We start from the raw sequence: 20,972 nt of genomic DNA, 5'->3' as shown, positions 1-20,972 counted from the left end.
ACCCAGCGAAAGAGGGCGAACCATGCCTGAAAGCCAGTGTATGTGTCGTCCCAAATACACACCGCTAGCGGATTTTGCAGCCCACACCATATAATTGATAACGATTCTCATTATGTGTAGTGCGGAGTACCCCCGTGTCATCTTCAGTTCTTCCCTTGTCAGGCGTGTATTCGGCCGAGTCGGTCGAGTCACTGTACTGCGACCACCATAGTTGGTTGCAGCGCTGGCTGCATCACCGTTTGGGTGGCGCGGACCAGGCGGCTGACTTGGCGCAGGACACCTTTGTACGCTTGTTAAGCAGCCGTTCCCGCTGGCAATTTGCCAGTCCTGGCGAGGCGCGCGCCTACTTGCGCAAGACGGCACAAAACCTGTGCATCAATCTGTGGCGACGTCAGGAAATTGAACAGGCCTGGCTGGATATTCTGGCTGCTACACCCGAGAACTTTTACCCTTCGGCAGAACGCCAGGCCATGATTTTGCAGGCTCTGGAAGAGATCAGTGTCATGCTTAGCAGCTTGTCTCCCAAAGCGGCCAAGGCTTTTACCCTGGCCGTCATTTGCGAGATGACAGACGATGAGGTCGGCGCGGAAATGGGTATTTCCGGCCGCATGGTGCGCAGGTACGTGGCACAAGCCATGTTGGGCTGCATCAGCCTGCATGCCTGCCAGACCGTAGCCGAATTGCGTCAGGAACCCCAATACTAAGTCTCATGAAGCACGGTTCCAGCTTTTCTCCGTCGTCCACGCCTCCCCATGCTGTGTTGATGCAAGCCGCCGAATGGTATGCCTGCCTGCGCGATGGCAAAGCCAGTGCGGCGCAGCGCTCTGCCTGGCAGAGCTGGCTCAAGCAGGACGAGATGCACAGCACTGCCTGGCGATATGTGGAGGAAGTCAGCCGCAGTTTCGAGCCAGTGCGTACCGCGCCGGACTCACGTCGTGTGGTGGAGAAATTGCACACGGCCAACGAGCGTTTGCATCAGCGCCGTCGCGTTCTGGCCAGCGTGGCTGTGCTGGCAGGAACCGGAGTTCTAAGTTGGCTGGGCTGGCGTCAGTCCTGGCTGCCATCCAGTGTTCTGGCCCTGGCCGCCGACCATTCCACACAAACCGGCGAGCAGAGCCAGATTGTGCTGGCAGATGGCTCCCGGCTGTGGCTGAACACCGCCTCTGCGATTGATGTGCAGTTCACCGTGCAGGCTCGCCATATTGTTTTGATCTCCGGCGAGATCTTCATTCAGACGGCCAAGGACGACACGGAAAGACCTTTTACCGTTCAAACCCCGCAGGGCAATATGCGCGCCTTGGGCACGCAATTCAATGTGCGTATGGACAAGGACTGTACGCAGCTGGCGGTCTACGAAGGGGCCGTGCAGGTGTCTACCGCCACTGGTCAAAACACCGCCACGGTACAGGCGGGCAAGCAGGTGCACTTTAGTGCGCAGCGTATCCGGCAAAGCATGGACGCCGATCAGGCGCGCGAAGCCTGGACCCAAGGCGTGCTGGTGGCTGACAACATTGCCTTGCGTAGCGTGATCAAGGAATTGGGCCGTTACCGCAAAGGCTATCTAGGTGTAGATGATGTCGTGGCCGATCTGAAGGTCTATGGCAGCTTCCCCATTCATGACACGGACCGTGTGCTGAAAATGCTGGCTTCAGCATTGCCGATTCGTATTGATCAGCCCATGCCCTGGTGGACGAATGTACAAGCTCTGGATTGATTGAACAGGGCATTGCAGCAGTAATCATCGTAAAAATCACAAAAATAAAAACCGATTGAATTCAAAGGCTTGCCTGTTTTCTGGCAAAGAATTCCGAAAAAAATGCAAAAGCAGGTTCCGGGTTTTGGAGACTTGGTGGTTTTAGACAGTAAGAGGACCTGATTGGCGTGAGGCCAATGAAGCAGGAGGCGGGCCGTAGTGCCCGCTCAGTACTGAACATCAACGCAAGAACATCGTTCAGGTTCATCGTTTTTATTGTGACTGACCCGTGTTTTTGAAGGATGTCTCCTTATGCATCGTCGCCCCGATCCCCTTTCCCTGTCCAAGGATGCAGGATCGCATTGCGCCCCTTTGCGTCCACTGGCCTTGGCCCTGTATGTGTTGATGGCCGGCAGTGCCTTTGTCGTGAGTACCCAGCCTGCTCAGGCGGCCACGCAAAACAGCCCGACGGCAGACGAGACCCAGCGTTATGACATTCCAGCCGGCCCCCTGAGCCGCGTGCTGATGCGTTTCTCGCAAGAAAGCGGGGTCTATCTGGTTGGCGCAGGCAGCGTGGCCGAAGGCAAACAAAGCGCGGGCCTGAAAGGCAATTACAGCGTGACGCAGGCCTTGGATACCCTGCTGGCAGGCACGGGCATTCGCTACTCGCGCGATGCCAATACGGTGAACTTGTGGCCGGTCACGGAAACCACTCAGCTGGAACCTGTGCAGGTTAAAGGCACCCTGAATCGCGCAACTGAAGACACCGGCTTGTACACACTGAATGGCACCAGTAGCACCGCCACCCGATTGAATATGGACACGCAGCACACGCCGCAATCGGTCAGTGTGATGACGCGTCAGCAAATGGATGATTTTGGCCTGACCAGCTTTGATGATGTGATGAACTTCACCACCGGCGTGACGGCCAATACGGCGGCGGTGGGTGGCGGCTTTCAGTTTCAGGCTCGTGGCTTTGATATCAGCAATGTGCAGGTAGATGGCGTGCAAAGCAGCTACCGGGCGGCCGGACGTGGTGCGTTCAACCCCATTTCTCTGGATATGGATCTGTACGACCGCGTGGAAGTGGTGCGCGGTGCGACAGGCTTGCTGTCTCCTACGGGCGAGCCTTCCGCTTTGATCAACCTGATCCGCAAACGCCCTCAGGCCGAGTTTGGTGGCAAGTTAAGTGCTCAGTACGGTTCCTGGAACGACAAGCGTGTGACGGCAGATGTGACTGGCCCGCTCACTGACGATGGCCGTTTACGCATGCGTGTTATTGGTTCGCGCAAGCAGGCGGATTCTTTCATGGATCGCCAGGACCACAAGAACGATTTGTTGTCCGGTATGTTGGAATTTGACCTGACAGACAGAACCTTGCTGACCGCGGGCTACGACTACCAGACCGCCAAGCTGCGTGGTGAAGGCAATATGGGCGTGCCTTTGTTCACCAGCGAGGGCGACCGTATTGACGTGTCGCGTTCCATGTCGCTGGTGCCGGATTGGACCTACTGGGACAAGAAGCATCAAAACGCTTTCTTCTCGGTCGAGCACGAGTTTGAAAACAAGTGGAACGCCAAGCTCAGCTACAGCCATCAGCGTGACGATGGTGATGCCTTGATTACAGGCCTGGGGCAGGGCGTGAATCCGGTGGTTCGCCCGGACGGATCCGGTATTGGCATCCGCGCCAACTTGGCCGCCAACGGCTATCGTCATCAGGACAACCTGGAGTTGTCGGCCAATGGTCCTTTCGAGCTGTTTGGCCGCGAGCACCAGCTGATGTTCGGTTTTAACGGCACTCGCAAGCGTGACACTACGTACACCATGCAGGTCAGCGATACCCGCAACTGGTTCATCCCCAATATTTACGACTGGGACGGCTATATGCCCGAGCCCAGCGTCAGCCGCACGGGTGAATGGAACCGGGTCCACACACGCGAGTACGGTTTTTTTGCAGGCACGCGCTTGAACATTATTGATCCGCTGAATGTGATCATGGGCCTGCGCTTGTCGGACTATAAAACCTACCGTGACAACTACGGTAAAGATGGCCAATTCACCGGTGTGTCCAACGAGCTGCGCAACCGCAATGAAATTACGCCGTACTTTGGGGTGACGTACGACATCAACCCCAATCTGACGGCTTACGCCAGCTATACCCGTCTGTTCCAGCCGCAAAGCTACAAGGACATCAACGAGAATTTCCTGGATCCTATCACCGGGGTTAACCGTGAGATCGGTCTGAAAGGCAGCTTGATGGAGGAGGCCCTGCAGTTCTCCCTGGCTGCTTTCGAGACCCGTCAAAACAACCTGGCCGTCCTGGACCCTTCGGTGCCGGATGACTTCCTCTTGCCCGATGGCAGCCGCCCTTATGTATCTTCGGGTGCAGGCAATAAAACCAAGGGTTTTGAAGTGGAGCTGAACGGCGCGCTGACCAACAACTGGAACGTGTTTGCCTCCTATAGCTACGCCAGCACCAAGAACGGTGAAGGCGAGCGGATCAACACCTATATTCCAAGCCAAACCTTCCGTCTGGGCACCATGTACCAATTCTCCGGTGCACTGCAGGGCCTGAGCGCCGGTGCCACCGTGAACTGGTTTGGCAAGCGTGATCTGTGGACGGCCGGTCGTCCTTACACCGCCAGCAATGGCAAGGTGCTGGAAGACACCCACAGCAGCTATGCCCTGGTTGGCCTGCACGCCAATTACCGCGTGAACCAGCATTGGAATGCCAAGCTCACCGTCAATAACCTCTTTGACAAGCGCTACTACGACAACTTCGTGATCTTCCGGGCACGTTACGGCGCGCCGCGCAATGTGCATCTGTCCATTGATTACCAGTGGTAATTCCTTCACCCACTTTTATCGAGCCTAAATTATGACGTCGTCTACTACTCGCCATCTTGTGCGTGGTCTGTACCTTGCTATTGCAATGAGCTTGTCGGCCGCTTACGTACACGCCAAAACTCCTGCCCCTGCGGGCTACCAAGCCGTTACCCAAGCACAGATCATGCAAAAACCGACTGCCGCTGAAGTTCTGGAAATTGTCTTCGGCCCCGCTCAATCCAGCTTGTACGTGTCCTCGCCCAACTGGAAGGACGAGACCTTGTCGCGCACGCTGGTGCTGGACCCCAAGACCCTGGAAATCAAGCAAGAGATTCCCATGGAGGCCAAGAGCTTTGGGGTGGCCCTGGATGATGCCGCCAACCGCCTGTATCTGACTCAAGGCTTCAACGGCACGATTGCCGTGGTTGATACCGTCAAGAACGAGGTAATCAAGCGCATTCGGGTGCAGGAAAAAATCAATTTTCAGGACACCATCAATGCGGCTGATTTTGGCCAGGCACGTAAAGATGGTTTGCTGAAGATGATGGAGCGTTTCAAGATCACCGAGGACTTCCAGTACAAGACGCGTGAACTGGTCGTGGACAAGAAAAACCACCGTGTGTTCGCGCCTGGCTTGGGCCTGGGTTTTGACAGCGTGCTGCTCGTGGTGAATACCCAGACCATGGAATTGGAAAAAGTGCTGCCCGGCTTTGGCTATAACGTCGTGGGCATCACCCTGGACGAGGCCAATAACCGCTTGTTTGTCTCCAATATGCAGGGCCAGATCATGGTGGTAAATAGCCAGACCTTGAACATCGATCAGGTCTGGGAAATTGAAGCCGACCAGTTGCTGAACCTGGCGTATGACCCGGCGCAGAACCGATTGTTCGGGGTGGACCAGGGGATTGACCGTGATGACGCGCGTAACCTGCATCTGGAGCGTGAATACAAGCGCCGCAGCGCTGGTCATCAAGTGTTTGTGCTGGATGCATCCAACGGTAAAACCCTGGCAACCATGCCTACCGGCGAAGTGCCTATTGGTGTGCGTTTTGACGCCGAATCCCAGCGTCTGTTTGTCGCTAACCGAGGCGGTGTGCGCGAGAAAGAGGGCAAGGGTTCGGTCAGTATTTTCGATACGGTGAACTACAAGCCGCTGCAAACCATTGAGCTGGCTCCACACCCCAACAGCCTGGAATACATCCCCGCTGAAAAAGCCTTGTATGTGTCGGTGAAGAACGACGGCAACAGCAAGGAAAAAGGGACTAAAGAGCGTATGGTGCGCATCCAGTTCTAAAAGGCCAAAGCAGCCTGATTGATTGACAAGGTGGGATCCAAAGCCCGGGTTCGGCGTCATGCTGAACTCGGGCTTTTTTACGCGTATGGATTGCTTGCGAAATTTATTTTTCATCTATAAGATTAGATATCTAATCAAATGGCATGTTCCATGTGGAAAGGGTGAAACAGTGCTGCAGTCTTGCGCTGCACGCAGTTTCTTTGTTGCCCCATCTGTAAACGCTACATATCCAATTCTTCAGCCCCTATTACGTATCCTCAGTGAAAGGAAAACAGCCCATGTCTCATTATTTGATCGAGCTTTACACGCCTAATGCCAAGTGGAATGCCTTGCCCGTCGAGCAGCGCCAGTCCTTCCTGGCAGGTCTTCAGGAGGCGATGGGAGGCCTCTCAAACCTTGGTATTGAGGTGCTGGCTCTGACCGCTACCGAGCACGATATTGACCAGGCCAGTGAGCACCGCTTTATGGGTGTGTGGCGCTTCCCTGATCAACAAGCTTGTCAGGCTTTGCTGGCTGGCATCAAAGCCAGCGGTTGGTACGAGTACTTCGACCATGTGAACGCCGCAGGGGCAGAAGGGGGGTTTGCCCAACACTTGACGGAGCTGGCTAAGGATTCTCAAGCTGTTTGAGGACTAGCAAGTCAGGCGGGATAGTTAAAAAACGTTCATAGATCAGAGTTTATATGAGATAAACGGTTATCTATGAACGATAACTGTTGTCTGCACCATGTCCAAGAAACTCGCTCCTACTCCGTTTTACCTGCCAGCCGTCGAGTCACGGGCTCTGGTGTGGGGGCGCTGCATTCGTACTCAACGTGTCGCTCAGAAAATTACAGCTCAAGTCTTTAGTTCAAGAGTCGAGGTCTCGGAAAGCACATTACGCCGAATGGAACGAGGCGACCCGGCGGTGGCAATGGGGAGCTATTTGACTGCCCTGGCAGCGCTTGGTCTGCTCGAATCCATCGTGCCAATGCCTGATGCTCATTGGAGTAGCGGCGATACGAAGGGGCCTGCAAGAGTGGGCAGAGATGACGATGAGTACTTCTAAGCCTTTATACGTCTATTTGCAGCGGCCTGACACGGGGCAATGGGTGACCGTGGGTCGGTATTATCCACGACTCGTCAGCTCAGCTTGGCCAATTCATGTATGCGCCTAGCTATCAGGATGCAGGTCTGCCATGGTCAATTGACCCAGTGAACTTACCGCTGAGTGGCTCTGTTCCCATTCAGCCGAGCCAATGCGGTACACGATGCCAAAGCCTTTGGCTTGTCAGGCGATGAAGAGGCGGCGGAGCTGCTTGATCGGCTGCTGGACAGGATAGCAGGGCAGTTTGATCAGGTGCGTCTCCTGCTTGGAGCTCGTCTAGAGTGGCTCATGCAGAAGAGGTTGTCTGAAGGACTGCGGCGCATGCGCATTATGTAGCTACTCGGACATGTCGGGGAAGTTCCACAAAGCAGCTGATTTGCTGCACCGCATCTCAAGGAAAACCTCCATGTACGGCGGCTAAGCATGGCGGCACACTGGAAGATAGGCCGCGCCCGCCCGGGGGTGGTCTGTTTTCGGGATGAGCGCAGATATGCAGTCTTCACATGTGGCACACGTCCAAGAGATCACGGCTGTTTGGCAGGGCAGCCTGTCCCGGCGCGATCAGGCTGTGGTCCATAGCTGGCGGCGGTGCATTGAGCATCACAGGCTGGACCCGGCGCAGGCTTGCGAGGCCTATATCGTGCCGGACTCCCAGTTGCGCGAGCACCGTCAGCAGTCCGAAGCCCTGATCAATATCGCGCGCTCCGGGCTGGAGCGTCTTTATCAGCAGGTTTCCGGGCTGAATTACGTGCTGCTGCTGTCCGATAACAAGGGCGTCACGGTAGATTTCCTGGGCTCGGATGGCCAACGCGATGCCTTGCGGCAGGCCGGTCTGTATATGGGCTCGGAGTGGTCTGAAGAGCGTGCAGGGACCTGCGCGGTGGGTACTTGCCTGCACACGGGTGAGGCCCTGACCATTCATCAAAACGATCATTTCGATCATATGCACGCGCCCCTGTCTTGCACGGCGGCGCCTATCTATCATTACGACGGCGAGCTGGCTGCGGTGCTGGATTTATCCTTGCTGCAGTCGCCGCAGGCCAAGGCCAGCCAAGGTTTGGCCCTGCACCTTGCCAATGCGGCGACCCGCCGTATTGAACTGGCCAATTTGATGGCCTGTCACCGTCAGGAATGGATTTTATGCTTGTCGCAGTCGCCGGAGTTTCTGGATATTGATCCGGAAGCGGCTATTGCGATTGATGGCTCTGGCCGTATCAAGGGCATGACGCATACGGGTGCTCGCATTCTGGCGAGGGCGGCGGGGGTGGATTGGCGTAATCCTGCGGGCTTGTTGGGGCAGAGCTTGATGCGCTTTCTGCATCTGGAAGTGGACCAGTTGCCTACCTTGATGCGCTATCGCCCCACGCAGGAGCGTGTCGTTATGGCACGTGATGGCAGTGTGCTGTTTGCCCATGCCATTGAGCCACGGCGTGTATTGAACAATCGGTCTGTGGGGATGGATGGGGCAGCCGTGGATGCCGCCTTGCCACAGGCCTTGCGAGGTTTGGCAGGCACGGATGCGGCCATGCAGTCCATGCTATTGAAAGCGGCGCGTTTGGCGACGCGGGAAATGCCGGTGTTGTTGCAGGGCGAGACAGGTTCGGGCAAAGAGTATTTGGCACGTGCGATTCACACGGCTAGCGGTCGTGGCGGGAATTTTGTGGCCGTCAATTGTGCGGCCTTGCCCGAGAGCCTGATTGAAAGCGAATTGTTTGGCTATTTGGCCGGTACGTATACCGGCGGTGCTGCACGCGGTCGCACGGGTTTGATCGAAGCGGCTGATGGAGGCACTCTGTTCCTGGACGAGATTGGCGATATGCCGCTGGCCCTGCAAAGCCGTTTACTGCGGGTGCTGGCCGAGTCCGAAGTGATGCCACTGGGCGCGCGCACCGGTAAGCGTGTAGATCTGCGTGTGATTTCAGCCAGCCACCATGATTTAAGTGCCTTGGTAGAGCAAGGCCGCTTTCGTGCGGATTTGCTGTATCGCTTGAATGCGGCAGTGCTGGCCTTGCCCGCTTTGCGTCAGCGTAGTGATCTGGAATGGCTGGTGCAGCAGATATTGCATCGGCGTAATAAAGGCGATGTGCCCGGTTTGTCTCCCGAGGCCTGGCAAGCGCTGCAAGCCTACGAGTGGCCGGGTAATTTGCGCGAGCTGGACAATGCGCTGGTGCTGGCATTGGCCTTGGCGGAAGGTTCCTGCATTGAGGTGCAGGATTTGCCGGAGGCCTTGCGAGAGCGGCGTCTGGCCACATCTACAGGCAGCCCAACGGCCGCAGCCGTCTCTGCCGGAGAATCGTCCTGGCAGCAGGTTTTGCGGGCCTGTGGCGATAACGTGAGTGCGGCGGCCCGGCAGTTGGGTATCAGCCGGTCCACCTTGCATCGTTATATCAAACGGGCAGGCGTAGCTCGCCAAGAGTCGCCCTCTGACACAGGTTGCGACACCTGATGCATCACCTGTGTCACCGCTGGCACAGTTTCACCGCCTTAAAACAGGCGGCACCCCTTTAAAACAAGCCACTCCCGGTTTGGCACGGTGTTTGCTATGTACTCCATAGCTGGGCAACAAAAGCCCGGCGCAACATTAAAAAGATATGGAGACAAATCATGCAAACACAGCAGCAACTGCAGCCGTCTGCGCGACAGTTGGACACGGTTCTTGAACAGCTGACCCATGCGCTTGCCAGCAATGCACCGGACGATGCGGCAGCCCTGTTTGCCGAAGAATGTTTTTGGCGTGATCTGGTCATGTTCACCTGGAATATCCGAACCATGGAAGGGCGCGACCAGATCCGCGACATGCTGACGCAGCAGCAACAAGGTGCCGTGTCAGCCAGGTTCGAGCGCGACAGTGCCGAGCCGGTCAGTGACGACGGCCAAGGTCTGGTGGAGGGCTGGTTTCGTGTGGAAACTGACGTGGCGCGTGGCTACGGCCATATCCGCGTAAAGGATGGCAAGATCTGGACCTTCCTGACCACCATGTCGGAATTGAAAGGGCACGAGGAGCCTTTGGGTGTGCGCCGCCCCATGGGGGCCGAGCATGGCATTCGCCGTGGGCGTCAGACCTGGCAGGAGCGTCGTCAACAGGAGCAGGCTGAGTTGGGCACGACCAAGCAGCCCTATGTGCTGGTGATCGGCGGCGGACAGGGCGGTATTGCGCTGGGGGCGCGCCTGCGGCAGTTGAACGTACCCGCGCTCATCATTGATCAACATGCCCGCCCTGGCGATAGCTGGCGCAAACGCTACAAGTCGTTGTGCCTGCACGACCCCGTCTGGTACGACCACCTGCCTTACATGCCTTTCCCCGACAACTGGCCTGTCTTTGCACCCAAGGACAAGATTGGCGACTGGTTGGAAATGTACGTCAAGGTGATGGAGTTGAATTACTGGAGCAGCACCGTATGCAAGAAGGTGCGCTACGACGAGTCCAGCCAGACCTGGGAAGTGGAGATCGAACGTGATGGCAAGCCCATGACGTTACGGCCACAGCAATTGGTTTTTGCCACGGGCATGTCCGGCAAGGCAAACGTGCCCAGCATGAAGGGGCAGGATGTGTTCAAGGGTGAACAGCAGCATTCCTCGCAGCATCCCGGACCGGAAGCATATGCGGGCAAGAAAGTAGTGGTGATCGGGGCCAATAACTCGGCGCACGATATTTGCGCGGCGCTGTGGGAGGCGGGGGCAGATGTCACCATGGTGCAGCGTTCGTCCACGCATATTGTGCGATCCGACTCCTTGATGGAGATCGGCTTGGGAGATCTATATTCTGAACGGGCACTGGCATCGGGAGTCACAACGCGCAAGGCAGATTTGCTCTTTGCCTCTCTGCCGTACCGCATCATGGCGGACTTCCAGATCCCTGTGTACGACAAGATCCGCGAGCGCGATGCACAGTTCTACCAGAAGCTGGAGGCGGCAGGCTTCATGCTGGATTGGGGTGACGATGGCTCCGGTTTGTTCATGAAGTATCTGCGTCGTGCTTCGGGCTACTACATCGATGTGGGCGCTTGCGAGCTGATTATTGATGGCAGCATCAAGTTGAAGTCCCGGACCGACATCAGCCATTTGACCGAGAACGCGGTGGTACTGACAGATGGCACGGAATTGCCTGCGGACCTGGTGGTGTATGCCACCGGCTACGGCTCGATGAATGGCTGGGTGGCCGATCTCGCAGGCCAGGAAATGGCGGATAGGGTAGGCAAGTGCTGGGGTTTGGGCTCGGAGACCACCAAAGATCCAGGGCCCTGGGAGGGCGAGCAGCGCAATATGTGGAAGCCAACGCAACAGCCGAACTTGTGGTTCCACGGCGGCAATTTGCATCAGTCGCGTCATTATTCCCAATATCTGGCCTTGCAGCTTAAAGCGCGTCAGGCTGGCTTGCCGGTGCAGGTTTACGGGATGCAGGAGGTGCATCATCTGCGTTGACGGGTAGCGACTTTGTTGCTTGGGTGAGGGTGTGCAGTCTGCACCTTGTTCTGATTTTGGCCAGATTATCAATTCGATGATCTGGCTTTTTTTGTCGCTTGTTAGCTGCGGTGGGCGTGTTTGCGTGGCAGGCATCGAGGCCAAGGCGGTGGTTTTGTTAGCAGCCCTGCTAAATTTTTTACTTTATGTATCTGCCCTGATCGGCTTCTATCTAGTGAGCGAGGCTCTGCTTGACTGCTTTGTTCTTGCCCAGAATTTTTCGCGTCAAAGGGGCTTCAGTTTCTTCGTCAGAAACGTATGGAAGCCGGCCGTGCTGCCTGTCAGGGCGGATTTTATCTAGCCAGCACGATGGCCAGGATAGGCCTGTCACAAGCCGCTTTCCATAAGTGAGGTGAATAGGGGTGTGTGAAGTTTGAAGAAAATACTTATAAAGAAAACGCTTGTAGCATTTTGTAGTTTTCAGCCTGATCGGGAATGTTACGGTAGAACCATCCATCGCAAACAACGAAATTTTTGTTGATTGATTTGGACTCCTTTTAATAGCAGGGATAAAGGGTTTTTGAAATTAAAAATTCCCTTTCTGATATTGGAGAGCATATATGAAAAAATCCGCCATCCTATCCAGTGTGTTGATGACTACTGCTTTGAGTTTTGGTCTGCAAAGCGGCGCAATGGCTAATGAGCCAGCCGTTAATCAGGATCACTCGGCAAGCGCAGGTGAAGCCGTCAGCGATACCTGGATCACCACCAAGATCAAGGCTGATCTGGCCAGCACCAAGGATTTGAAGAGCACGGATATCTCTGTTGAGACCAATAATGGCGTCGCAACATTGACCGGTACCGTGCCCAGTGAAATTGAGCACAAGAAAGCCGTTGCTGCAACGGAAAGTGTGAAAGGCGTTGTGAAAGTCGATTCGTCGGGATTGAAAGTAAAACCGGAATAAAAGTTCCGTCATCAATCCTAATTGTGAATTCCCGTTGAAACAGGAGAACGACTATGAATGAAGATACGATCAAAGGTAAATGGAAACAGCTGTCTGGCAAGATTCAGGCCAAATGGGGAAAACTGACCAATGACGATATTGATGTTGCCGAAGGCAATACCGAATATCTGGTCGGTAAAATTCAGGAGCGCTACGGCATTGCGCGTGAGGAAGCTGAAAAGCAAGTTCGCGACTTTAATGGCGGCGCCTGATCCCCTGGCTTGATTGCCCAGGACTACAAAACGCCCTGCATATGCAGGGCGTTTTTCTTTGTGCCTTGGCAAGGTTGCTGTCAGTCCTCATCCATTTGCTGGTAGCGTTCGACCAGGTAATCCAGCAATGCTCGCACAGCTGGCATCTGCCCCCGGCGGGAGGAAAACACGGCATGAATGATTTCGCGACGTGGAGCCCAGTCCGGAATCAATTTCACCAAAGAGCCGTCGGCCAATTGATCGCAGACTACCAGGGTAGGCAACTGCACCACACCAACGCCTTTTAGTGCAGCGCAGCGCAAGGCCGTCATATCGGTGGTAATCAGGCGGGGCGTGTGATGCAGCACGGCTTGTGCGCCATCGGGACCATACAAGGTCCAGGTATGGCTTTGTTGTGGCAGACCCAATGCCAGGCTGGGATAGTCCGCCAGATCAGCGGGTGAGCCGGGCATCCCGTGGCGGGCAATCAGCTCCGGGCTGGCTATCAAACATTGGCTGCGGTCGGACAGAACACGCATCACCAGATCGCTGTCTTGCAATGGTGGCGGGCGCACGCGGATCGCCATATCCAGCGCTTCCCCGATCAGGTCCACGCGCCGGTTGGTGGCATCCAATTGCACTGTGACATGCGGGTAGCTGACCATGAAGTCGGCCAACATATCACTGACATGGGCGTTCAGTAAGGTGATGGGGCAACTGAGGCGCACCACACCGCGTGGCTCGGCACGTGTCAGTTCGATGGCTGCCTGTGCCGCTTCGGCCTCTACCAGCATGGCCTTGCAGTGCTCGTAATAGGTTTGGCCAATCTCGGTCACGGTAAAGCGGCGGGTGGAGCGCTGGATCAGCCGCACTCCCAGGCGTTCTTCCAGTGCAGCCAGCCTGCGGCTAAGCGTGGATTTGGGTAGACCCAGTGCGCGACCGGCCGGGGCAAAGCCGCCGTGATCCACAATCTGAACGTAGAAGTACAAGTCGTTTAAATCTTGCATGGCAGTTTTATCGTTCCATAAATGGAACATAGATGGCCGATTTAGGGGGCTACTGGCTTCGTTGTCCCGAGTTTATTCTGTCTCTTATGTTGAAACAAGGAGATGGACATGAAGAAAATTCTTGGTATCTATAGCGCTCCCCGTCCTCACTGGGTGGGCGACGGCTTCCCCGTTCGCTCCCTGTTTTCGTACCACACACACGCAAAACAGTTGAGCCCCTTCCTGCTGCTGGACTATGCCGGCCCTGCCGAGTTTGCTCCCAGCAACCACAAGCGCGGCGTTGGCCAGCACCCACATCGGGGTTTTGAAACCGTCACCATCGTCTACAAGGGCGAGGTTTCGCACCACGACTCCACTGGCCAGGGCGGCACGATCGGCCCCGGTGATGTGCAGTGGATGACGGCCGGCTCGGGCATCTTGCACGAGGAGTATCACTCCGACGCTTTTGCTCGTTCTGGCGGCACTTTGGAAATGGTGCAGCTGTGGGTCAACCTGCCTGCCAAAGACAAGAGTGCTCCTGCTGGCTATCAGGCCATTACCGACCAGCAAATTCCTGTGGTCGCACTGCCTGATGCTGCTGGCATGGTGCGTGTGATCGCCGGAGAAAAGGACGGTGCCATTGGCCCTGCCAGGACCTTCACTCCCATGAATGTATGGGATATGCGTCTGAATCAGGGTGGCATTGCCGAGCTGGAAAGCCCTGAAGGCTGGACAGCCGCCTTGGTGGTGCTGCAAGGCACCGTACTGGTCAATGGCCAAAGCGTGGCTCGTGAAGGGCAACTGGTCGTACTGGATCGGACAGGCAGCCAGTTCAGCGTGGAAGCCAATAACGACGCCGTTGTCTTGCTGATCAGTGGTGAACCCATTGATGAGCCCATTGTGGGACACGGCCCCTTCGTCATGAATAGCAAGCAGGAGATCTTGCAGGCTATGGATGACTTCAGCAGTGGCCGCTTTGGTGCGATGACACCAGGGTCGGCATCGTAGTGCAAGGCCCGCGGGGGCCGCATTCAGGTGGCCCCCGTCCCTCATCCACAGGAGAAACATGATGACTATCCCCAGCAATGTAGCCAATTTCAATGGCGCCGCCCCGGTAATTGATCCTGATGACGCAGTCATGCTGCTGATCGACCACCAAAGCGGCCTGTTTCAGACCGTGAAGGACATGCCCATGACCACCTTGCGTGACCATGCGGCAGCACTGGCCAAAATCGCCACCTTGAGCAAGCTGCCTGTGATTACCACGGCTTCCGTGCCACAAGGCCCGAACGGTCCTCTGATTCCCGAGATTCACCAGAATGCTCCCCACGCCCAGTACGTGGCACGCAAGGGCGAGATCAATGCCTGGCACAACGAGGACTTTGTTGCCGCCGTCAAGGCAACCGGCCGCAAGACCCTGATCATTGCCGGCACCATTACCAGCGTGTGCATGGCTTTCCCCGCGATCAGCGCGGTGGCCGAAGGCTACAAGGTGTTTGTAGTGATTGATGCCTCCGGCACCTACTCCAAGATGGCCGAGGAAATTACCTTGGCTCGCATGATGCAGGCCGGTGTGGTGCCTATCGATACCGGCGCAGTGGCCTCCGAATTACAGAGAACCTGGAACCGCCCTGATGCCCAGGAATGGGCCCAGGTCTACACCAGGATTTTCCCCGCCTATCAGTTGCTGATCGAAAGCTATGCCAAAGCACAGGACGTGCTCAAGAATCAGGAACAGCTGGATTCGCAGCGTTAATCAACGCCGCGCTCTTGCAGTACCGGGTGCAGCCCCTGCACCCGCTCCTTTCAATCATCGTTAAGGAAGACTGAGATGACTACGCCTTACAAACGTCTTGATAAAGACCAAGCCGCTGTACTTCTGGTAGATCACCAAACCGGGCTGCTGTCTCTGGTGCGTGATATTGATCCAGACAAGTTCAAGAACAACGTGCTGGCTCTGGCTGATCTGGCCAAGTACTTCAACTTGCCCACCATTCTGACCACCAGCTTTGAAGAAGGCCCTAACGGTCCTTTGGTCCCCGAGCTGAAAGAAACCTTCCCGGATGCGCCTTATATCGCTCGTCCCGGCCAGATCAACGCCTGGGATAACGAAGACTTCGTCAAAGCCATCAAGGCCACTGGCAAGAAGCAGCTGATTATTGCGGGTGTGGTGACTGAAGTGTGCGTGGCTTTCCCGGCCCTGTCGGCTCTGGAAGAAGGCTTTGATGTGTTCGTGGTCACCGATGCGTCGGGCACATTCAATGAACTGACGCGTCACTCGGCATGGGATCGCATGTCCTCGGCTGGTGCCCAGCTAATGACCTGGTTTGGCGTGGCTTGCGAACTGCACCGCGACTGGCGTAACGACGTGGAAGGTCTGGGTGCCTTGTTCTCCAACCATATCCCCGACTACCGCAACTTGATCAATAGCCACACCAAGTTCACATCCGGTAAGTAAATCGCTTCGGCGCTGCGCTGGTCACTTGAGTGGCCAGCGCTTTTGGCTGTTTGAAACCCAGCCCCCAGATCTGTTTTCAGGAGTTCGACCCATGAGTACACACAGTTCCGAAGTCTCTTCATCCTTTGATTGTCCCGAAGACATCAATGGCGAAAAACGTGTTCAACGTGTTGCCGGGCGCGGCGCACAAGTGGGTGGGGGCATTACCGTCAGCCGGATTCTGCCTTCCTCGCAACGGCGTATGGTGGGTGCCTGGTGCTTTCTGGATCATGCAGGGCCCGCCGTGTTCACGTCGGGCTCCGGCCTGCGTGTGGGCCCTCATCCGCATATTGGTCTGCAAACCTTTACCTGGATGATTCAGGGCGAGGTTCTTCACCGTGACAGCTTGGGCCATGTGCAAGTGGTCAAGTCTGGTCAGGTGAACTTGATGACAGCAGGACGCGGTATCAGCCATACCGAGGAGTCCTTGCCCGGCGAGGACAAGCTGCATGCGGTTCAGCTCTGGATTGCCTTGCCGTCCAAGGACGCTGACTGTGAACCCGCTTTTGACCACCATCCCGACTTGCCTCATTGGCGTGAGGGCGAGTGCGACTTTACCCTGCTGGCCGGTACCTATGCACAGCATCAGGCACCCAGCAAAATGTATTCGCCTATGGTGGGGATGGATTTGAGCAGCTCCAAGGCTGGGGAAGTGAGACTGAATTTGAACCCCGAGTTTGAGTATGGCTTTTTAGTCGTGCAAGGCGCCTTGGGTATTCACTCCGAGCAGTTCGAGGCAAATGAATTGGCCTATGTGGGCCGTGGCCTGACGCAGTTGAGCTTGAGTCTGAGCGCCGGCAGCCGAGTCATTGTGCTGGGTGGCGAGCCGTATACCGAGGAACTGGTGTTGTGGTGGAATTTTGTTGGTAAAAACAAGGACGTGATCGGCCAGGCACAACGCGATTGGCGTGCGGCCCATGAGCGCTTTGGTGTGGTGCATGGCTATGACGGTGAACCCTTGATTGCGCCGGACCTGCCATGGGAAAAGCTGTAGTTTTCGGCTACGGCTGCTTGTCTTGATCGCCCTTTGCGATGACGCAGGCCGTGCTTTTTGGACTGTCTGTACTGGTTTGGACGTAAGGCCAGGGAGTCCGTGAATTTCGCCTTCATCACCTTGTTCCAGTGGCCCCTTTCGGGGCCATTGTGTCTGTGTACAGTTTGCCCACCGTGACTGGCGGTCTGCCTGTGATCGGAGTACAAAACAGTGTGCTGGTGCAAGCAGGTCCACAGGAAAAGGTCTGTACGGCTGCGGTCAAGCCCTTTTGTTTGCACAACAGCGTTGAACAATTTCTAAAAGGTAGCTGGAATGCGATTGAAAGATAAAGTGGCCATAGTCACCGGTTCGGCAGCTGGAATTGGCTTGGCAACGGCCAGGAAGTTTGCCCAGGAAGGGGCGATTGTGGTGTTGTGCGATCGTAATGCGGATGCCGTCAATCAAGCCGCGCAGTCTTTAAGTGGTAATGGCGTTACCGCCGTAGGCTACACCGTGGATGTGACGGACCGTGCACAGATTGACGCCATGGTGGCGGATGTGAAGCAAAAGTTTGGCCGCATTGATGTGCTGGTGAACAATGCCGGGATCACTAAAGACGCCAAGCTGGTACGCATGACCGAGCAGCAATTTGATGATGTGATTGATGTAAACCTGAAAGCGGTTTTCAACTTCACTCAGGCCGTGGCCGCGGTGATGCTGGAGCAGGAAAGCGGTTCAATTCTGAATGCTTCCAGCGTGGTGGGTTTGTACGGCAATTATGGTCAAACCAATTACGCGGCCAGCAAGTTCGGGGTGATAGGCTTTACCAAAACCTGGGCCAGGGAGTTGGGCCCCAAGGGGATACGCGTCAATGCCGTCTGTCCCGGTTTTATCGAGACCGACATTCTGAAAACTATCCCGGAAAAAGTGCTGCAAGGCTTTCGTGATCATTGCTGGCTGCGCCGCATGGGCAAACCTGAAGAGATCGCCAATGTGTATGCGTTTTTGGCCTCGGATGAAGCCAGCTTCATCAATGGCACGACGCTGGAAGTGTCGGGCGGTTTGACGGTTTAATACCGTGCTCTGAACGATGGTTTGGAGGATTCTTGTTTGAATCCTGAGCCGCCACAAAAAAGCCTGAATCTGACTTAAATCAGATTCAGGCTTTTTCTACGGGAATAAGCGGTTTGGCGTTGTCGCTGTGAAAGTTGCAGGGGGCGTTTCAGCCCCCAATCCGACAGCACCTACCCTCTATATAGAGAGGACTGTTTCATTAATCCAGCTCGGGGTGGCGGTCCACCAGACGCTGGCGTTTTTGCTTCAAGGCTTCCAGTTCTTCCTCGGCCTTGGCAATAGCTTCTTCCACATCCTGCACACTCTGTTCGATGTGGTCATAAGCCTGCTGCAGCAGTTCCTTGGCTTCCTTGCGGTTGGAGGCGGTAGGTGTATCGCCGCGCAAGGGGCGGTTGGCCGTTTCGGGCAGGAACAGGGCGGTAATCAAACCGATGACGCTGGCAAACATCAAATAGTAGGCAGGCACCAGCAAGTTGTTGGTCTGCTCCACCAGCCAGGCCGCAACCGTAGGCGTCAGGCCCGCCACAATGATGGCGATGTTAAAGGAGGCGGCCAAGGCGCTGTAACGTAGCCGGGTCGGGAACAGGGCGGGCAGGGTAGAGGCCATGACTCCAGTCAGGCAGTTCAGCAAAACGGCCAGAATCAGCAGCCCCAGGAAGATCTGCACATTGCTGTCGCTACCAATAAAGTGAAAGGCGGGAATCGCGAAAATCAACAGGCCCAGACTACCGGCCATCAGAAAGGGTTTGCGGCCTATCTTGTCGCTGACAAAACCCACCACCGGTTGCACGAACAGCATCCCTATCATCACCACCACAATAATGAAGACACCATGTTCTTCGGCATAGCCCAGGCTGCTGGACAGATAGGTAGGCATATAGGTCAGCAACATGTAATAGGTGATGTTGGTGACCAGCACCATGCCGATACAGATCAGCAGGGCTTTGCGGTACTTGGAGAAGATTTCGCCAAAGGAAACCGTGGGGCGTTCTGTCAGGGCGGCGCGGTCTTCTTTCTCCATCTTTTCCAGTTGCTCGGTAAAGGCGGGAGTCTCTTCAGCGGCATGGCGCAGGTACAAGCCCAAAATCCCCAGAGGACCGGCAATCAGGAAAGGAATGCGCCAGCCCCAATCCTGGAAGGTCTCTTCGGTCAGGGACGTTTGCAGCAGCACGACCAAACCAGCGCCCAGCACAAAGCCCGCGATAGAGCCAAAGTCCAGCCAGCTACCCAGGAACCCGCGCTGCCGGTCGGGGGCGTATTCGGCCACAAAAACTGCCGCGCCAGTGTATTCACCGCCTACGGAAAAGCCTTGGGCCAGCTTGCACAGCAGCAGCAAAATGGGTGCCCAGATGCCGATGGATAGATAAGAGGGAATCAGACCAATCAGGAAGGTGCTGATCGCCATGATGATGATGGTCAGGGATAGCACTTTCTGACGACCGAACTTGTCTCCCATCAGTCCAAAGAACACACCGCCCAGAGGCCGCACCAAAAAGGGCACCGAGAAGGTACCCAGGGCGGCAATGGTTTGTACTGCGGGAGAGGCATCGGGGAAAAAGACTTTACCCAAGGTGGCGGCCACAAAGCCGTAAACGCCAAAGTCAAACCATTCCATGGCGTTGCCCAAGGCAGCGGCGGTTACGGCTTTTTTAAGTTTGCTGTTGTCTACGACGGTAATGTCGTCAATGTGAAGCGGCTTGGCGTTGCTGGATGCCGCGGAGGACTGCGTCATATGGCTTCTCCTGGAGAGCAGGACAATGACCTGCAGGTTCGCCCTTGTGCTGTCGATCCCAGAGAAGGAGCACTGGCATGACGGCATTGTGATCAGGCGAGGCTTGGAGGCGATTCTACGTCCAGCTTTGCTGTTCGTCTATCGAAGGGAAAGGGTCGAGCAGTCAGGGCCAAGTCGCGAGGAAAACGGGACGCGACTTGCCGTCCTTATTGTTACTGAGCCCAAGCCTGTCTCCCACCACATTTGCACATGCTTACAGAGCGCGGCATCCAGGCGGTAAAGGAGCTTTTTTCACGTAGGCTCGCACCTCATCGACCAATGCCGCCGCCGCGGGCGTCAAGTCATGTTCTTGGTGAAACATCAGGCACAAGGTACGTACCAGCGTGGGGGCCTGCAGCAAGGAGAAGCTCAGACCGGGCATCAAGACCCGTTGTGCCGCCAAGGCAGGCAGCAGGGCAATGGCCAGACCACTTTGCACCAGCGCTGCTTGCGAGGTGGTGCTGGACGCTTCATAAAACGGGGCCGAGGTTTCGATGGGCAGGTCCGGGCGGGACTGCAGCACCGCCATGATGCCGGTTTCGTCTACGACGCCCACCAGCTTGCGCTCATTCAGAGCAGACCAACTGACCGTGTTGTTGGCATCCGGTTTGATCAGCTTGTCGTCGCTGCGATAGAGCACGCCAAACTGGTCTTCCAGCAAGGGTTGACTGTCCAGCCCTTGGACATCCGCCCAGGGGCTGGTCAGACCAAAGTCGATCTCCCCGGCCACGATCTGGCGCTGAATGCGTCCCGAGTTGTCATCTCGTAAATACAGGCGGACCGCCGGATGCTGCTGAGAGAAATTGGCGGCTGCCGGTGCTATCAAATCCGTAATGGCCGACGGCGCTGCGGCCACACTGACCCGCCCGCTTTTCAATTCCCCATAACGCATGACATCGCTGATGGCGCCATCAAAATCTGCCAGCAGGCGGGTGATGCGCGGCAGGAACTCCTGACCAATAGGCGTCAGGGATACACGCCGACTGGTGCGGTTGAACAAGGTGGTATTCAGGGCAACTTCCAACTGCTGGATCAGGCCCGTGACCGAAGATTGTGTTTGAAAAAGACGACGCGCGGCATGGGTGAAACTGGCCTCCTGGGCCACGGCGACAAACGCGTTCAAGTGCTTGAGCGTGATGTGCTTGGGAAGTCTGTCCATATCATTTTCTGATTAAT

At 56.0% G+C, this 20,972-nt stretch carries 18 protein-coding genes; 15 read left to right on the top strand and 3 right to left on the bottom strand.

Going from position 1 to position 20,972, the window contains the following annotated elements:
- Nucleotides 1-134 precede the first annotated feature (134 nt).
- From U2949_RS08630 to U2949_RS08585, 10 genes are all read left to right on the top strand, one after another.
- Entirely contained in the window at nt 135-704 is a 570-nt protein-coding gene (locus tag U2949_RS08630) for a sigma-70 family RNA polymerase sigma factor (RefSeq protein ID WP_321287191.1), read from the top strand.
- Nucleotides 705-709: 5 nt separating this feature from the next.
- Nucleotides 710-1,714: a FecR domain-containing protein gene (locus U2949_RS08625; protein ID WP_321287189.1), complete on the top strand. Its 1,005-nt coding sequence runs from the start codon at nt 710-712 to the stop codon at nt 1,712-1,714.
- 291 nt (nt 1,715-2,005) lie between these two features.
- Nucleotides 2,006-4,540 (top strand): TonB-dependent siderophore receptor, encoded by a 2,535-nt coding sequence (locus U2949_RS08620; protein WP_321287187.1) that lies wholly within the window; start codon nt 2,006-2,008, stop codon nt 4,538-4,540.
- A gap of 31 nt (nt 4,541-4,571) precedes the next feature.
- The gene (locus U2949_RS08615; protein ID WP_321287185.1) at nt 4,572-5,813 is read left to right on the top strand and encodes a YncE family protein; all 1,242 of its coding nucleotides are present in this window, start codon (nt 4,572-4,574) and stop codon (nt 5,811-5,813) included.
- Nucleotides 5,814-6,091: 278 nt separating this feature from the next.
- Nucleotides 6,092-6,442 (top strand): DUF6616 family protein, encoded by a 351-nt coding sequence (locus tag U2949_RS08610; protein ID WP_026483593.1) that lies wholly within the window; start codon nt 6,092-6,094, stop codon nt 6,440-6,442.
- A gap of 947 nt (nt 6,443-7,389) precedes the next feature.
- Nucleotides 7,390-9,345: a sigma-54-dependent Fis family transcriptional regulator gene (locus U2949_RS08605; RefSeq protein WP_321287182.1), complete on the top strand. Its 1,956-nt coding sequence runs from the start codon at nt 7,390-7,392 to the stop codon at nt 9,343-9,345.
- A gap of 158 nt (nt 9,346-9,503) precedes the next feature.
- Nucleotides 9,504-11,321 (top strand): NAD(P)/FAD-dependent oxidoreductase, encoded by a 1,818-nt coding sequence (locus U2949_RS08600; RefSeq protein WP_321287180.1) that lies wholly within the window; start codon nt 9,504-9,506, stop codon nt 11,319-11,321.
- Nucleotides 11,322-11,352: 31 nt separating this feature from the next.
- On the top strand, nt 11,353-11,661 hold the full coding sequence (locus tag U2949_RS08595; RefSeq protein WP_257722899.1) for a hypothetical protein: 309 nt from the start codon (nt 11,353-11,355) through the stop codon (nt 11,659-11,661).
- 259 nt (nt 11,662-11,920) lie between these two features.
- A complete protein-coding gene (locus U2949_RS08590; protein WP_009456877.1) occupies nt 11,921-12,265 on the top strand; it encodes a BON domain-containing protein in 345 nt (114 codons plus the stop codon).
- A gap of 53 nt (nt 12,266-12,318) precedes the next feature.
- On the top strand, nt 12,319-12,516 hold the full coding sequence (locus U2949_RS08585; RefSeq protein ID WP_009456875.1) for a CsbD family protein: 198 nt from the start codon (nt 12,319-12,321) through the stop codon (nt 12,514-12,516).
- Between the two features lie 80 nt (nt 12,517-12,596).
- Here U2949_RS08585 and U2949_RS08580 read toward each other — a convergent pair whose 3' ends face one another.
- Nucleotides 12,597-13,502, bottom strand: coding sequence for a LysR family transcriptional regulator (locus U2949_RS08580; RefSeq protein WP_009456866.1), 906 nt, complete (start codon nt 13,500-13,502; stop codon nt 12,597-12,599).
- A gap of 108 nt (nt 13,503-13,610) precedes the next feature.
- On the opposite strand from U2949_RS08580, the gene U2949_RS08575 reads away from it, so the two are divergent.
- From U2949_RS08575 to fabG, 5 genes are all read left to right on the top strand, one after another.
- Nucleotides 13,611-14,489, top strand: a complete 879-nt coding sequence (locus U2949_RS08575) for a pirin family protein (protein WP_321287177.1) — start codon at nt 13,611-13,613, stop codon at nt 14,487-14,489.
- A gap of 61 nt (nt 14,490-14,550) precedes the next feature.
- Entirely contained in the window at nt 14,551-15,237 is a 687-nt protein-coding gene (locus tag U2949_RS08570; protein WP_026483599.1) for a hydrolase, read from the top strand.
- A 75-nt stretch (nt 15,238-15,312) separates the two neighbouring features.
- Nucleotides 15,313-15,939 carry an isochorismate family cysteine hydrolase YcaC gene (ycaC, locus tag U2949_RS08565; RefSeq protein WP_026483600.1) on the top strand — a complete coding sequence of 209 codons (627 nt, stop codon included), beginning with the start codon at nt 15,313-15,315 and terminating at the stop codon, nt 15,937-15,939.
- Nucleotides 15,940-16,030: 91 nt separating this feature from the next.
- A complete protein-coding gene (locus U2949_RS08560; RefSeq protein ID WP_321287173.1) occupies nt 16,031-16,972 on the top strand; it encodes a pirin family protein in 942 nt (313 codons plus the stop codon).
- Nucleotides 16,973-17,284: 312 nt separating this feature from the next.
- Nucleotides 17,285-18,025 carry a 3-oxoacyl-ACP reductase FabG gene (fabG, locus tag U2949_RS08555; RefSeq protein WP_009456856.1) on the top strand — a complete coding sequence of 247 codons (741 nt, stop codon included), beginning with the start codon at nt 17,285-17,287 and terminating at the stop codon, nt 18,023-18,025.
- Nucleotides 18,026-18,224: 199 nt separating this feature from the next.
- Here fabG and proP read toward each other — a convergent pair whose 3' ends face one another.
- The gene (gene proP / locus U2949_RS08550; RefSeq protein ID WP_026483604.1) at nt 18,225-19,757 is read right to left on the bottom strand and encodes a glycine betaine/L-proline transporter ProP; all 1,533 of its coding nucleotides are present in this window, start codon (nt 19,755-19,757) and stop codon (nt 18,225-18,227) included.
- A gap of 253 nt (nt 19,758-20,010) precedes the next feature.
- The gene (locus U2949_RS08545; RefSeq protein ID WP_026483606.1) at nt 20,011-20,955 is read right to left on the bottom strand and encodes a LysR family transcriptional regulator; all 945 of its coding nucleotides are present in this window, start codon (nt 20,953-20,955) and stop codon (nt 20,011-20,013) included.
- Nucleotides 20,956-20,972: the final 17 nt, after the last annotated feature.

It is taken from the genome of Alcaligenes phenolicus (assembly GCF_032063905.1).
Taxonomy (GTDB): Bacteria; Pseudomonadota; Gammaproteobacteria; order Burkholderiales; family Burkholderiaceae_B; genus Alcaligenes; species Alcaligenes phenolicus.
Note: the sequence above shows the minus strand (reverse complement) of the source record. Positions and strands in the feature narration are given on the sequence as shown.

Excerpts from the sequence above, each read along its gene's own strand:
- U2949_RS08625 (WP_321287189.1), top strand. The coding sequence starts at position 710 with ATGAAGCACGGTTCCAGCTTTTCTCCGTCGTCCACGCCTCCCCATGCT.
- U2949_RS08620 (WP_321287187.1), top strand. The coding sequence starts at position 2,006 with ATGCATCGTCGCCCCGATCCCCTTTCCCTGTCCAAGGATGCAGGATCG.
- U2949_RS08615 (WP_321287185.1), top strand. The coding sequence starts at position 4,572 with ATGACGTCGTCTACTACTCGCCATCTTGTGCGTGGTCTGTACCTTGCT.
- U2949_RS08610 (WP_026483593.1), top strand. The coding sequence starts at position 6,092 with ATGTCTCATTATTTGATCGAGCTTTACACGCCTAATGCCAAGTGGAAT.
- U2949_RS08605 (WP_321287182.1), top strand. The coding sequence starts at position 7,390 with ATGCAGTCTTCACATGTGGCACACGTCCAAGAGATCACGGCTGTTTGG.
- U2949_RS08600 (WP_321287180.1), top strand. The coding sequence starts at position 9,504 with ATGCAAACACAGCAGCAACTGCAGCCGTCTGCGCGACAGTTGGACACG.
- U2949_RS08590 (WP_009456877.1), top strand. The coding sequence starts at position 11,921 with ATGAAAAAATCCGCCATCCTATCCAGTGTGTTGATGACTACTGCTTTG.
- U2949_RS08585 (WP_009456875.1), top strand. The coding sequence starts at position 12,319 with ATGAATGAAGATACGATCAAAGGTAAATGGAAACAGCTGTCTGGCAAG.
- U2949_RS08580 (WP_009456866.1), bottom strand. The coding sequence starts at position 13,502 with ATGCAAGATTTAAACGACTTGTACTTCTACGTTCAGATTGTGGATCAC.
- U2949_RS08575 (WP_321287177.1), top strand. The coding sequence starts at position 13,611 with ATGAAGAAAATTCTTGGTATCTATAGCGCTCCCCGTCCTCACTGGGTG.
- U2949_RS08570 (WP_026483599.1), top strand. The coding sequence starts at position 14,551 with ATGACTATCCCCAGCAATGTAGCCAATTTCAATGGCGCCGCCCCGGTA.
- ycaC (WP_026483600.1), top strand. The coding sequence starts at position 15,313 with ATGACTACGCCTTACAAACGTCTTGATAAAGACCAAGCCGCTGTACTT.
- U2949_RS08560 (WP_321287173.1), top strand. The coding sequence starts at position 16,031 with ATGAGTACACACAGTTCCGAAGTCTCTTCATCCTTTGATTGTCCCGAA.
- fabG (WP_009456856.1), top strand. The coding sequence starts at position 17,285 with ATGCGATTGAAAGATAAAGTGGCCATAGTCACCGGTTCGGCAGCTGGA.
- proP (WP_026483604.1), bottom strand. The coding sequence starts at position 19,757 with ATGACGCAGTCCTCCGCGGCATCCAGCAACGCCAAGCCGCTTCACATT.
- U2949_RS08545 (WP_026483606.1), bottom strand. The coding sequence starts at position 20,955 with ATGGACAGACTTCCCAAGCACATCACGCTCAAGCACTTGAACGCGTTT.